Source organism: Bradyrhizobium sp. ARR65 (assembly GCF_000472385.1).
Taxonomy (GTDB): Bacteria; Pseudomonadota; Alphaproteobacteria; order Rhizobiales; family Xanthobacteraceae; genus Bradyrhizobium.
This window is the reverse complement of sequence record NZ_AWZU01000034.1, coordinates 12,428-25,776: the sequence shown is the minus strand read 5'-3', so window position 1 is coordinate 25,776 and position 13,349 is coordinate 12,428. Positions and strand designations below refer to the sequence as shown.

At 64.0% G+C, this 13,349-nt stretch carries 9 protein-coding genes; 2 read left to right on the top strand and 7 right to left on the bottom strand.

Features of this window, described 5'->3' with window-relative positions; all coding sequences use genetic code 11:
* Window positions 1-44: 44 nt before the first annotated feature.
* The 3 genes from F758_RS0129365 to F758_RS0129355 form a co-directional block, all read right to left on the bottom strand.
* Window positions 45-1,325, bottom strand: a complete 1,281-nt coding sequence (locus F758_RS0129365) for an ArgE/DapE family deacylase (protein WP_024511247.1) — start codon at window positions 1,323-1,325, stop codon at window positions 45-47.
* 61 nt (window positions 1,326-1,386) lie between these two features.
* Window positions 1,387-2,664 (bottom strand): 4-aminobutyrate--2-oxoglutarate transaminase, encoded by a 1,278-nt coding sequence (gabT, locus tag F758_RS0129360; RefSeq protein ID WP_024511246.1) that lies wholly within the window; start codon window positions 2,662-2,664, stop codon window positions 1,387-1,389.
* Between the two features lie 202 nt (window positions 2,665-2,866).
* The gene (locus tag F758_RS0129355; RefSeq protein WP_024511245.1) at window positions 2,867-3,754 is read right to left on the bottom strand and encodes a LysR substrate-binding domain-containing protein; all 888 of its coding nucleotides are present in this window, start codon (window positions 3,752-3,754) and stop codon (window positions 2,867-2,869) included.
* Window positions 3,755-4,048: 294 nt separating this feature from the next.
* Between F758_RS0129355 and F758_RS0129350 the strand changes: the two genes are divergently transcribed.
* The gene (locus tag F758_RS0129350; RefSeq protein WP_024511244.1) at window positions 4,049-6,361 is read left to right on the top strand and encodes a molybdopterin guanine dinucleotide-containing S/N-oxide reductase; all 2,313 of its coding nucleotides are present in this window, start codon (window positions 4,049-4,051) and stop codon (window positions 6,359-6,361) included.
* A gap of 3 nt (window positions 6,362-6,364) precedes the next feature.
* Here the strand turns inward: F758_RS0129350 and F758_RS0129345 are convergent, their stop codons facing one another.
* Together F758_RS0129345 and F758_RS0129340 are read right to left on the bottom strand one after the other, a co-directional pair.
* Window positions 6,365-6,622 (bottom strand): MBL fold metallo-hydrolase, encoded by a 258-nt coding sequence (locus tag F758_RS0129345; RefSeq protein WP_024511243.1) that lies wholly within the window; start codon window positions 6,620-6,622, stop codon window positions 6,365-6,367.
* Window positions 6,623-6,754: 132 nt separating this feature from the next.
* On the bottom strand, window positions 6,755-8,782 hold the full coding sequence (locus tag F758_RS0129340; protein WP_245286618.1) for a TonB-dependent receptor: 2,028 nt from the start codon (window positions 8,780-8,782) through the stop codon (window positions 6,755-6,757).
* 854 nt (window positions 8,783-9,636) lie between these two features.
* Here F758_RS0129340 and F758_RS0129335 point away from each other — a divergent pair.
* Window positions 9,637-12,210 carry a spermine/spermidine synthase domain-containing protein gene (locus tag F758_RS0129335; protein ID WP_035723475.1) on the top strand — a complete coding sequence of 858 codons (2,574 nt, stop codon included), beginning with the start codon at window positions 9,637-9,639 and terminating at the stop codon, window positions 12,208-12,210.
* Window positions 12,211-12,234: 24 nt separating this feature from the next.
* Here the strand turns inward: F758_RS0129335 and F758_RS0129330 are convergent, their stop codons facing one another.
* Both F758_RS0129330 and F758_RS0129325 read right to left on the bottom strand, forming a co-directional pair.
* Window positions 12,235-12,858 carry a 2OG-Fe(II) oxygenase family protein gene (locus F758_RS0129330; protein ID WP_024511240.1) on the bottom strand — a complete coding sequence of 208 codons (624 nt, stop codon included), beginning with the start codon at window positions 12,856-12,858 and terminating at the stop codon, window positions 12,235-12,237.
* 108 nt (window positions 12,859-12,966) lie between these two features.
* Entirely contained in the window at window positions 12,967-13,311 is a 345-nt protein-coding gene (locus F758_RS0129325; protein ID WP_024511239.1) for a hypothetical protein, read from the bottom strand.
* Window positions 13,312-13,349: the final 38 nt, after the last annotated feature.

The following is a 13,349-nucleotide window of genomic DNA, read 5'->3' as shown; positions in this document are numbered from 1 at the left end:
AAATCAGTCGTGCCGCAGCGCGCAGGCGGAACCGCGACATCGGGTTAAAGCTTCTTCAACCCGCACCATTCGGCGACGAACAGCGCGATGCTCAAGGTGGTCTTGCGCAGGCTTTCAAGCTCGACCCGCTCGTCAAAGGCGTGTGGCCCGATGCCGCTAGGTCCGTAGCAGAGCGCGGGCATGCCGGTGTAGTAGCGCGTGTCGTTCACGGCCGTGGACAGGCGGTCTTCGAGCGCGGTGCCGAACGCCGTTTCATGGGCGGCCGCAAGCACCGCTTCCGCGGCGCTGCCGGGCTCGCATACGGCCGGATCCGCTTGGAATCCGCTCCAGACCAGCTCAGCCGGATTCTCCGACAGGAAACTATCGTTCTTCTGCGCCTCGGCCAGGCATTGCTCGATGCCGCGCATCGCCTGCTGCGGCGTCTCGCCCGGCAAGAGGCCGATCCGGCAATCGAGATCGCACCATGCCGGCGTCGAACTCGCCCAGTCGCCTCCCTTGATGATGCCGACGTTGAATTTGACGGGATTCTTGACCTTGCCGAACCAGGGATCATCGACCGCCCTCGCGTTAAGCGCCTTGGTGTAATCCTGAAAGGCACGCACCAGATGCATCGCGGACAGGATGGCGCTGGTGCCGGTCTCGGAATAGGCGACGTGCACCGGCGTGCCGCGCACCCGCAAGCGAAACCAGATGGCGCCGACCTGGGCGCGGGTCAACGTGTGCGCCGTCGGCTCGGGAATCAGGCAGGCGTCTGCCCGATATCCCCGCATCATCGTCGCCAGCGCGCCGTTGCCAGTGCTCTCCTCTTCGGTCACGGTTTGCAGATGAATGCGGCCGCCCGGCGCATAGCCCGCGCTGCGGATCGCATCGAGCGCATAGATCATGGCGGAGACGCCCGCCTTCATGTCCTGCGCGCCGCGGCCGATCATCCAACCATCGCGCACGGTGGCCGCGAAAGGCGGATCGCTCCAGAGATCCGCGGGACCTTCCGGCACCACATCGATATGGCCCTGCAGGATCAGGCTGCGGCCGTTGCCCTCCGGATCATACGTGGCTACGACCTGCTTGGACCCGGCCAATGGAATGTCATCCATCGGCGCGGCCTTCGGGTGGCTCGTAAGATCGATATCAGCGAGGCTGAAGACATCGACCGCATAGCCGCGCTCGCCAAACTGCTTGGCGAGCCACTGCTGCAGCGGCTCTTCCTTGCCGCGCAGACTGGGAAATTGGACCATGCGCGCCAGGAACGCGACCTGATCCTCAAAATTACGATCGACAGCCGCGCGCAGGCGCTCCGTCACGTCATCCAGCGCGTTGTTTGCCATCCTACTGCCTCCCGTTGCAGATCTTGATCGTTACGATGATTGCTGGCCGCTCTTCTCAGGGTTACGCCGCAAGGCACCGCTCCAGGATCCCCAGTCCTTCGTCGATGATCGCATCCGATGCCGTCAGCGGCACCAGGATGCGGATGGTGCTCGCAGTGGTGCCGCAGGATAAGAGAATCAGGCCGTTTTCGTGGGCGCGCCGGGTGATCAGCTTGGTCATCTCGGGATCCGGCTCATCACTGCCGCGCTGCTTGTAGACGTCGAACGCAATCATCGCGCCTGGACCGCGCGCGGCGGAAATCGGCACCAGCGTATTGGCGCGCGCGAACCGATCGATGGCACCGCGCAGGCGCTGGCCCAGTACATTGGCCCGTTTCAAGAGATCCTCGCGCTCGAAAATGTCGAGCACGGCAAGCGCTGCGGCGCAGGCGAGCGGATGACCGGCATAGGTGCCGCCCAGACCGCCGGGCTCGGCGGCATCCATGATGGCGGCGCGGCCGACCACACCCGAGAGCGGCATGCCGCCCGCGAGACTCTTGGCGACGCAGATCACGTCCGCCTGCACGTCGTAATGTTCCATTGCGAACATCTTGCCGGTGCGGCCAAAACCGGTCTGCACCTCGTCGGCGATCAGGACGATGCCGTTCTCATCGCAGAGGCGCCGAAGACCGCGCATCAGCTCGGGCGGGGCCTGGTGGAAGCCGCCCTCGCCCTGCACCGGCTCGATGACGATCGCGGCGACATGCGAGGCATCGATGTCGGCTTTGAAGATCAGGTTGATGTAATGCAGCGTGTCTTCCACCGTGACGCGCCCGCCAGCCACGGGAAAGGGCGCGTGCAGGATGCCTGGCATCGGCAGGCCGAAGTTCTGCTTGTAGGGCACGACCTTTCCGGTCATCGCGCTCGCAAGCGCGGTGCGGCCGTGGAAACCGCCGGTGAAGGCAATCACGCCGCTGCGGCCTGTGGCAGCGCGTGCGATCTTGATTGCGTTTTCGGTGGCCTCAGCGCCCGTGGTCAGAAAGATGGATTTGAGCGGACCGTTGATCGGCGCCAGCGCGTTGAGGCGCTCGGCGAGCTCGACATAGGGCTTGTACGGCAGCACCTGGAAGCAGGTATGGGTGAAGCGATCGAGCTGCTCGCGGATGGCGCCGATCACATGCGGATGGCAATGGCCGGTGTTGAGCACGGCGATGCCGCCGGCGAAATCCACGTAGCGCTTGCCGTCGACATCCCATACCTCGCTGTTGAGCGCGCGTTCGGCGAAGACCGGAGTGGCATTACTGACGCCACGCACCACCGCCGCCTGTCTTCGTGCCAACAACTCCGCGCTCACTGCCATCGAGAAATCTCCTGAAACTGGGATGACAGCCTATGGCGCGGCAAGCCATGATCCATCAGCTTCTGGTGCGGATCAGGTGACTCTCATGCACCAATGGCCACGGGATGCTTAGGTCTTGGGCGGGAGCTGAGCAGGCGTTAGGCGGCTCTGGTCAAAATACCATCAATCGTACAGAGCGGGCGCGGAGCGGTACCCGACGCGCCTATGCAGCCAAGACCTGCTTCAACCAACGGCGCAGCGCCACGATGGGCGGATCCTCCCAGCGCTCCTTCAGCGCCACGAGCTGATAGGACTCCATATAGATCCGGGACGGCAGCACTTCGATCAGCGCGCCGGAGCGCAACTCCTCCTCGACCAGCACGTCATTGGCGAGCGCGACGCCCTGGCCGAACCGTGCCGCTTCGATGGCGAGATGCGCGTGCCACAAGCGCGGACCGCGAAGAGGCGGCGTATCCTCGATGCCGGCAAGCGCGAACCAGCGCTGCCATTGCTCGGTCGACTCTTCGTGAATCAGCGCGACGTTGGCGAGATCCGCCAGCGTGGTGATCCCCGGGTAACGCGCCAGATAGGCCGGACTTGCCACCGGGAAGACGCGCGGCCGCACCAAGGCTTCGGCCATGAGCGCGCCGCGGGTATCGACCGCGTCGGCATAGACGATCTCGGCATCGGCTTCCGCGCGCGACAGATCGGGATGCGACAGTGTCGGCTGCAGGTTGATGTCCCAATTCCGCGGCGGTCCGGTCAGTTCGGGCAGTCTCGACAGCAGGCGCCTGTTCGCGATCCCCGGGATGCACCAGATGTTCAACGTCGGCCGGGACACCGGCCGGACCATGGAGGTGGCGCGCCCGATGATGTCGAAGGCCTGGGAGATCTGCGTGTGATATTGCTGTCCGGCGCTGGTGAGCGCGACACCGCGCCCCTCGTTGCGCAGCAGTGCAACGCCAAGGCTTCGCTGCAGGTTTTGCAGGTGGCGCGAAACGACGGTGTGGCTGACCGCGAGTTCCTCTCCGGCCGCCCGCACACTCCCCGTGCGTCCGACAGCTTCGAATGCGCGCAGCGCGATGAGCGATGGCAGTCGCGGCCTGCTCATGGCCCCACCGTTTTACGTCGTATCATCCCCCGCAATGTCCTTCCTGCCCCTTTCGTGTCAGCACTTGACGCGGCATCGTTGCTCGTCATGGCCATATGTGTTCGGCGCATATCGGCCGGCGGTCATCTTGTCCGCATAGCCCCGATCGCGTCATAACAATGCGCGCGTTGAATGTCGCTCTTAGCGCCTGCGGCGACGCAACGCCAGCGTTGGAAAAGGGATCGGTAACGCGTCCCCTTAGTTAACTTTTGCGGTTTGCGGAGAAGCCGTGAGGCCGACAATTCGGAGCGAGCGATGAACAAGGCCGCAGCGATCTGGAATCCGCACAGCGCGCACTGGGGCGCGTTCTCAGCGCGCTGGAACGGTACGACGCTCGAGGTTGCGCCTTACGAGCGCGACCCGGCTCCCTCGCCGATGCTTGGCAATTTCACCACCGCGTTGCGCCATAAGGCACGCATCCTGCGTCCCATGGTCCGAAAATCCTGGCTCGACGGCAATGCGCGCGGCAAGCGCGACTTCAACGGAGGCTTTGTCGAACAGTCGTGGGAGGAGGTGATCGACCTTCTCGCCGCCGAACTCGCACGCGTGCGAAGCGAATATGGCGCGAGCGCTGTCTATGGTGGCTCCTATGGCTGGGCCAGCGCCGGACGCTTCCACCACGCGCAGAGCCAGGTCCACAGGTTTCTGAACCTTGCCTTCGGCGGCTATGTGCGTTCGGTCAACAGCTATAGTGCCGGCGCCTCCGCGGTGATCCTGCCGCATGTGATGGGACCGTTCGAAGGCATTTCGCGCCGCAACGTAACCTGGCAGCAGGTCGCCGAACACACCGACACGGTGCTGGCGTTTGGTGGCATGCCACTGAAGAACTCTACCGTCGCCAGCGGCGGGATCAGCGCCCATATCGAACGGGACGCGATGAGGCAGGCCGCGCGCCGCGGTGCGACGTTCTTCTGTATCAGCCCGCTGCGCGACGATATGCCCGAGGAAGCGAGCGCGAAATGGCTGCCAATAAAGGTCGGCACCGATGTCGCCTTGATGCTGGCGCTCGCGCACACGCTCCTGGTCGAGGACCTCTGGGACCACGCCTTCGTGGCGCGCTATTGCACCGGCTTTGAGAAATTCAAAACCTACCTGCTCGGTCAGGACGACGGCACGCGAAAGGATGCGGCATGGGCGGCGGAGATCACCGGCCTGTCCGCAGGCACCATCGTCGATCTCGCACGCCGCCTGCCGCGCGGTCGCACGCTGGTGGCGATCTCGCATTCGCTGCAGCGGGCGCAATTCGGCGAACAGCCGGTCTGGATGGGCGCGGTGCTGGCCGCGATGCTCGGCCAGATCGGCCTGCCCGGCGGCGGCTATAATTATGCGCTCGGTGCGATGGGTCACACCGGGCGCCGCGTCAACGCCGTTCCGATCCCGACGATGCCGCAGGGCAAGAACAACGTCACCGAATTCATCCCGGTCGCGCGGATCAGCGACATGCTGCTCAATCCTGGACAGCCGTTCGAGTACAACGGCAAATCGCTGCGCTATCCCGATATCAAGCTGGTCTATTGGGCCGGTGGCAATCCGTTCCATCACCATCAGGACATCAATCGCCTCCGGCATGCCTTCAACGTGCCCGATACGATCGTGGTGCACGACAGCGCCTGGACGCCGATGGCGAAATTCGCCGACATCGTGTTGCCGGCGACGATGACGCTGGAGCGCGACGACATCGGCGCCGCCGCGACCGATCCCAGGCTGGTCGCGATGCGCAAGGTGGTTGAACCGATCGGCGAGGCACGCGACGATTTTGCTATCTTCGCTGATCTCGCGCGCAAGCTCTCGATCGAGCAGGCGTTCACGGAAGGACGCGACAGCCGCGAATGGCTGGTTCATCTCTACGAGCCGACGCGACGGGCGCTGGCGGAATCCGGCTGGGAGGCGCCCGATTTCGACGAGTTCTGGCGACGGGGCGAGCTCGCCCTGCCGTCCGAGGCCGATGACGGCGGCTTCCTGCGCGCTTTCCGCGACGATCCCGTCAAGAACAAGCTGCCGACGCCGAGCGGCAAGATCGAGATCTTTTCGCAGACGATCGCCGGATTCGCCTACGGCGACTGCCCGCCGCATCCAACCTGGCTGCCGTCGACCGAGCCGGCCACCGCGCGGCATCCGCTGACGCTGATCGCCAACCAGCCTTCAACGCGCTTGCACAGCCAGCTCGATTTCGGCGCCTACAGCCAGTCCCGGAAAATCGCCGGCCGCGAGCCGGTGCGTCTCAACCCGATCGATGCCGAGCGCCGCGGCATCGCGCATGGCGACATCGTCCGCCTGTTCAACGATCGCGGGGCTTGCCTCGCCGCGGCGACCCTCTCCAAGGACGTGATGCCCGGCGTGGTGCAGCTATCGACCGGCGCTTGGTACGATCCGGAGCCAGGTGCGGCCGAGCAGCCGCTGTGCGTCCACGGCAATCCGAACGTGCTCACGCGCGACATCGGCACGTCAAGGCTGGCGCAAGGTTGCTGCGGACAGGTCACGGTCGTCGAATGCGAGAAATATGTGGGATCGCCGCCTCCGATCCGCGCTTTCGATCCGCCCGAACCGATCGAAGCGGCCGTTCGATAGACGTCACTCCGCGAAGACCCACTGATACCCATCGCCGGCGCGAAGGATGCGTCCGGCCGAGGTCTCGGTGAAATGCGAGGAGAAATAGGTCGCGTTGCGCTCGGCGCAATATGCAAGCATGCAAACGCGCGAACGTCTCGCCTGATCGCGATCGGCACAAAAGATCGAAGCGAGATCCGGCGCATGAACCTGGATAGGGCTGTGCATGATGTCGCCACCGAACAGCGCTTCCTCGCCTCGCGAACTCAGGCTGATCGACATGCGCTGAGCTGAGCGAAAGCGCGCCTAACCTCTGGCGTCATTGCGGCGCAAGCGAAGCGATCCAGACTTTCTCCGCTGATGCAGTCCCGGTCGCTTCGTCGCTTTCGTTCCTCGCAATGACCGGCGAATGCGCTAGAAATTTCGGGCCACTGTGAGTCTGGCCGCCAGCGGTTCGGCCGGATGCACGACGTAGTCCATCACCCCATTCTGACACACGGCGGCGGGCGCAATCTGCACGGGGTAACAGAGATTGTACAGGTTGTCGGTCTTGACCATCGAGCCGTAGGCGTAGGAGATCTGATTGGTCCTAGTGTTGAAGATGTTGAGCACGTCGAGCTGAATTCGCCAGCCGTCATCGGTCCGGTAGCCGATACGCCCGTTGAAGAGGCTGATCGGCGTTGAGCGGAATGCATTGTCCTCGGTGAGCGGGCTTGACGCCAGATAGCGCCAGCGCAGGGTGCCGAACCAGCCGGTCCTTTCGCCGAGCGTGATGCCCGCCGACGCTACCATCGGTGGCGCGTTCGGAATGTAATTTCCGGGCGCGTTGCCGATCTGCGCCTGCGGATATCCCGCCAGCGAATCGTAGATTGCGGCCTGATCGCTGTCATAACCGACGAAGCGGGCATGGGTCAGCGCAAGATCCGCATCAAACTCGAGCCACGGCACCGGGCGGTACGTGTTGGTCCATTCCACCCCGTAACGATGGCTCGCCCGGCTCGCCGAGGTGTCGCCGGAATCGCCGCTGAAAACAATCTCGGAGGCTTGGTCGAGCATGAACAGGCTGACCGAGGAGTCGAGGCCCGGCACGAATTTGGTGCGGACCCCCACCTCCGCCCCCTTCGTTCGCACCAGCAAGGGCGAGGCGTCCACCTTCGTCGAAGGATCGTTCGGCGCCTCTGTAATGGTCGCGCCACGCGCATCGTTGCTGTGCATGCCCAAGCCGGCACCTAAGAAAAATTCCGTTTTGTTGAACGGACCGACCACCATGGTGAATTTTGGGCTGCCGATCCGGGCGCTGACCTTGCCGGAATTGTTGGCATCGAACCAGGACGTGACGTTGGCCTCGTAGTAGTCGCCGCGCCAGCCAAGAGTGGTCCTCAACCAATCGGTCCAGTGTACCGTGTTCTGAACGTAGAGACCGAGACTGCCCTCTCCCACCCGGTCGCTGCGCACATTGGACAGGAAGCTTCGCTGATAAGTATCCGTCAGCGCGAGGTCGATGGCATCGTAGCGGGTCTGGATGCCGAAAGTGGTCTCCATCGGGCGGCCGGCCAATGATCCATTGAACGTGCGCGACGCGTTGGCTCCAGCCATCACGCGGTCATCGTGCTGATGAAACTGATCGCCGAGCGTCGGATCGGAGAGAAAGTAGGTGAAGTCATTGAACAGATCGAGCGAACTCTTGACGACAAATGCATTGGCTTTCCACGATCCCGCATCATCGCCGCCCGCGATCCGCGCCGACAGTGCGAAACGATCGGTGTTGCCTCCGTCGGTCGGGTCTTCCGCGCCGTAGCGCGCAAGTTGGCCCGACAAGATGGCGCGCTCCGGGACCTGATCAGTCGAGCTCCATCGGTTGGAATAAGCCATGCCGGTGATGGAGAGACCGTCCAGCGCCGTTCCCTGGGTGTAGCGCACCAAGGTATTCAGCTTGCGCATGTCGTCGGGATTGTCCCACGGTCCATCGTAGGTCCCGGCTTCGCCGGCGACGAGCAGCGTCCCGTCGCCGACATTGGTCGACCCCATGCCGAAAAGCCGTTTGTAGCCGAAGCTCCCGGCAGTCACTTGGGCAATGCTCTTGTCGATGCGGTCGACAAGCCCGATGTGAAGATTGCCAGCCGAGCTGAAATCGCCCTCATCCGCGAAATAGGGGCCCTTGCGTACCTCCAGCGCGTTGATCGTCTCCGGCATCAGCCAGTTGAGGTCCGCATAACCTTGACCATGGGCATGCGTGCGCATGTTGACCGGCACGTCGTCGACGAAGATCGCCAGATCAGTGCCGTGATCGAGATTGTAGCCACGGAGAAAATACTGGTTCGCTTTGCCTTCCCCACTGTGTTGCGTCACGATCAGCCCCGGTACGGCTTCGAGAACTTCGCCCGGGCGCGCCACCGGACGCGCGTTCAGCGCGTCGCCAGCAATCGTGACCTGGCTGGCCATGTTCGGCTGGCCCGCGGGCCCCGACGCCACATTGGGTGCACCGGAGACCGTTGCGGGCGCCCCGGCTGTCGGATCGGATTGCGGCCGGCGTTGGGAAGCTCGCGCGACGTTCCGCGCATTGCGCTTGGCCGATTGATGCAGCTTGTGGGATTGCGCCGTCGACTGAACCGTGATTGCCGGCAAGACGGCTGTGCTGGCCGAGCCGGCGGACTCGGTGCCGGTGGGAGGTGAGCCGGATTGCGTCTGGGCCTGCGCCGTTTGCTGGACTGCTGGCAGCACGAGCATGCCCGCGATCACCAATCCACGCAAACTCCTCGACACGCCTCAACTCCACGTCGCCACAAGGGGATCGCAACGCATCCGGGAATGGCCGCCAGCCGACGCAAGATCAGGATTCGTGGATCGCCCCGGATAGCCCTTATCGACCGAACACAACAGTATGATGTCAAGCAAGAATCATCATACCGCAGCCTGGTGATAACCTGACCGATTGCGAAAGAAAACAAATGCCGCGATGGCCGGTGCGCGTGACAGGCAGCGTTCCTGGCTCTGCGTCGCCCGCCGCCGAACCGGCGCGTCGTGCGTCAAACTGTGCGATCTGTGCGTCGGAAGAAATCCGATTGTGGTCTCCGAGCTCGATGCCAATGGAAGCAATTCCACCGCGCTGTCAAATGGTCGTCATCAATCCCGAGAATATCTGACACGGAGCGGGCGACCGGTTCGTTTGTCCGCCCACAGGCGGACCTTTCCGGACGACTCTGATCTTGAGTTCTCACCAATCCAGAGTTGCTAGTTTGGTCTTCACGCAATCCAATCCGGCCGGCGGCGCGATCGCATCGCGAGATGATGTCGGAATTCCGCTTCACGCCGACGCAGCGCCAGCGCGCCGGCGTCTCCATGACGGCTGGGCGCTGATCCCGATCGTCGCCGCGTCCGGCTTCGCCGGCCTCGGCTACGAGATCGCTTGGACGCGCCAGTTGAGCCTCGCGTTCGGGACCGAAATGATGGCGGTGCTGGGCGCGATCGCCGGATTTTTCGCGGGACTGGCGCTGGGCGCCTTTGCTCTCGACGGCCCGATCCGACGCGCCAAATCACCGCGAACCATCTATGCAGCGCTTGAGGCCGTGATCGGGCTCTGGAGCCTGGTGAATGTGTGGCTGCTGCCCGCTGCTGGTCGAGTTCTGTCGCCTCTGCTCGGGACCGAGCCTGCGCCGGCCCTGCTTTGGGGTGCGAGTTTTGTGTTCCCGACACTCGTCCTGCTTCCCGCAACCATGGCGATGGGCGGAACGTTGGCTGCGCTTGAACGGATGACAAGGGAAGCTTTCGCCGACGCTCGCATCAGCGCTGGCGTTTTTGGCGCGAACACCGCGGGTGCGGTGGCCGGTACCCTCGTCTCCACATTCGTGCTGATCCCTGCGTTTGGATTTTCCGGGACGCTGTTTTGCCTCGCCGCCGCAAACGCCGCATGCGCCCTGGGCACGCTCGTGATCGGAACCTCCTCCAATCGGACCACGCCTGAAGCTGACGAACGGCAGCCGCATGCGATCAGCGAGCTGCGGCTTACAATCACCCTGTTTGCCACCGGCCTGCTCGGAGTGGCTTTCGAGATCCTCGTCGTCCGACTTGCGGCGCAGGTGATGCAGGACACGGTGTACACTTTCGCGGGACTACTCGCTGCATATTTGCTCGGCACCGCGACCGGTGGGCTCATCTGGCAGCGCGCGGGACGCCATGCCGGGGATGGAGGCCTGCGATGCTTGCTGGCCGGCACCGCACTCGCCTGCCTGACGACGGCTGTTCTCGCACCTCACATCACCCGTATCGCCGAGAGCGCCGTCGAGGCCGGTATCGTCGGCGAATTGGCCGTGGCCACGGCGCTGTTCCTGGCGCCGTCGACCGCGATGGGGGCGCTGTTCGGGCTGCTCGCGCAACGGGTGCGAGACCAGCGCGGATCGCTGGGATGGGCGGTCGGCATCAACAGCATCGGCGCCTCGATCGCCCCACTGCTCGCGGCGCAACTTCTGATCCCGACCTTCGGCGCATGGACAGCACTCATTCCCGTCGCGCTCGGTTATCTGCTCCTGCTTCCGCTCAGCCGGGCAGCGTTCGCCTGGTCTGCCGCCCCGGCAATCGTCGCGCTTGTCCTGTGGGTACGTCCCACCCCCTCGCTGACGAAGGTGCCCCCAGGCGGCGCGCTGCTTGCCGTCCGTGAAGGGCCGATGGTGACTGCAAGCGTCGTCGATGACGCGTCGGGCACAAGGTATCTCGACGTCAACGGCCACTTCCGCATGGGCGGCACGAGCTCGGTGCGATCCGACTATCGGCAGGCGATGCTGCCGCTGTTGCTACATCCGGCGCCGCACCGCGCCTTATTTCTCGGCATCGGCACCGGCGCCACCGTGGTCGGCGGCTCGCAGATGCCGGGAGTTACGGTGCAAGCCGTCGAATTGTCGCGCGAGGTGGTCGACCTGTTGCCGTGGTTTGCTACCCCCGCAGCAGGCGGCCCGAAGCCTCGCGTCACCGTGGCTGACGCGCGGCGCTACGTCGCCGCGGACACCGACAGCTATGACGTGATCGTTGCCGACCTCTTTCATCCGGCGCTCGACGGCAGCGGCTCGCTCTACACGATCGAGCACTTCGAGGCCGTCAAAAAACGGCTTGCGCCCCAGGGCGTGTTTTGTCAGTGGTTGCCCTTGTATCAGCTCGATCTGCCGTCCTTGCGCGCGATCGTCCGCGCCTTTCTCGAGGTCTATCCCGGCGGCTCGGCCTGGCTCAACCACTATAGCGTTCGCACCCCCATGCTCGCCCTGATCGGTCCTCGTGATGGGAAGCATTTCGATCTCGACAGGTTGGCCGCACGACTGCGCGATCCTCTGGTCAGGCCTGTCGCAGGCCCGCTGGGGTTCGAGACGCCGATCGACTTGCTTGGACAATACGTCGCAGGCCCTCGCGCCCTGTCCGCGTTTGCCGGCGCAGGTCCCCGCAACACTGACGACTATCCCTTGGTCACCTTCGATGCGCACCGCAACGTCCGGGCTCTGACGGCGCCGCCCTGGTCACTGTTGCTCGCCATCACTCGAGCGATACAGCCAGACCCGGCCGAGCTTCTCGTCGCGCCGCAGCGCGATCACCTAAGCGAGCGGTTGACGGCCTATTGGCGCGCACGCAACCGGTTTCTTGAGGCAGGTGCGGCGCTTCCCGGAGATCCGCGCGGCAGGACGCTGATCGAGGCCGCGTCCCCCGGGCTGCTCGACGCGCTTCGCTTCAGTCCCGAATTTGATCCGGCCTATAGGCCGTTGATCGGCATGGCGAAATCGCTGATGACGTCAGACAGCACAGCGGCTGCGCGGCTGTTGCGCGAGATCAACGAGGCTGCGCCCTCGCGCGGCGAAGCGAGGGAGTTGCTCGCGCGCGAGTTCGGCCAATGAGCGCGTGACTGCTTGTGCCTCCGATCAAGGCGCGAAGGTCACCCGATAGCCCCAGCAATCCAGGTGATCGGGTATTGCGTTGAAGGCGATCGTAATGCGCTGCTCGCCCCGGTTTCTCGGCACCTCGTGATAGAGATAGCTGGGAAAGAGCACGAGATCACCCGGTTCGGCCTCCGGCAGCATGTACTTGCCGGCGTTGTACGGTCCGACTGCAGCGCTTCGGGTGTGATGGCGAAACGAGAAATCAAAACCACCTGGCGGCCGCACGAAAACCGTATTGCTCGCGGGGTGCGACGACGTCAGATAGAAAATGCCGGAGACGAAACTGTTTGCATGCGCATGCAGCGTCTGGTTTCCGCCCGTCTCCAGCATGTTGGTCCACATCTCCTTGACGGTCCACCGCAAGGTCTCACCGAAGAGGAGCACGCCGAAATCGACAAGTTTCGGGATGGCGAGCTCGGCTATTTCCTGAAACAGCTTGTTGCTGCGAGGGTCGGCAACCTCAGTGTGGAAGAGCTGATCCGATCGCAGATTGCTTTCGATCCGGGCGTTGCGGATCGCCGCCACCGCAGCATCTTTGAGCTCCGGGCTCAGCAGGCCGGGCGAACGCATCAGCGGAATCGGGAAAAGCGGTTCGATCTGATCCATGCCACAACGTCCAGACGTCTCGTCCGCCGGACAATGCGCGCATGAGCATGACACGGCAATGACGGTCGCCCGCAATCCTCACAGCGCTGCTGACGCGTGCAACCAAGCTCAGTGCGGCGGCAATTCGCTCGGTTGCAGCACCTGCAGACGCTCGCCGGGCTTGAGCCTGTGACGCCGCTCCCGCAGCTCCTCGGTCGCGCGCGCTGTGGCGTCCAGGCAATCGTCGAATTCCCCATTACCGGCTTCGACCAGGGCCTGGTGCAGATCGCGCTCGGCGAAATACCGCGAAGGGTCATCTTCCGCCAAAGCGGCAGCGAGCTGACGCGCCTCCGCGACCGCCACCTCGCAAGACTCCCGGGTCGCTTCCTCCGCACCGCCTGCAGCGCTCCCAGGCGCGGCCGCAGCGCTCACGAGCGTGATCAGGATCAGAAGGAGAAAACAGGTTTCGCGCAAGAGAAATCCATTTGCAACGAGACAGCGATCGTGCTGAT

Bases quoted from the DNA above. Each gene is read 5' to 3' on its own strand.
- F758_RS0129365 (WP_024511247.1), bottom strand. From the start codon at position 1,325: ATGGCAAACAACGCGCTGGATGACGTGACGGAGCGCCTGCGCGCGGCT.
- gabT (WP_024511246.1), bottom strand. From the start codon at position 2,664: ATGGCAGTGAGCGCGGAGTTGTTGGCACGAAGACAGGCGGCGGTGGTG.
- F758_RS0129355 (WP_024511245.1), bottom strand. From the start codon at position 3,754: ATGAGCAGGCCGCGACTGCCATCGCTCATCGCGCTGCGCGCATTCGAA.
- F758_RS0129350 (WP_024511244.1), top strand. From the start codon at position 4,049: ATGAACAAGGCCGCAGCGATCTGGAATCCGCACAGCGCGCACTGGGGC.
- F758_RS0129345 (WP_024511243.1), bottom strand. From the start codon at position 6,622: ATGTCGATCAGCCTGAGTTCGCGAGGCGAGGAAGCGCTGTTCGGTGGC.
- F758_RS0129340 (WP_245286618.1), bottom strand. From the start codon at position 8,782: ATGGCCAGCCAGGTCACGATTGCTGGCGACGCGCTGAACGCGCGTCCG.
- F758_RS0129330 (WP_024511240.1), bottom strand. From the start codon at position 12,858: ATGGATCAGATCGAACCGCTTTTCCCGATTCCGCTGATGCGTTCGCCC.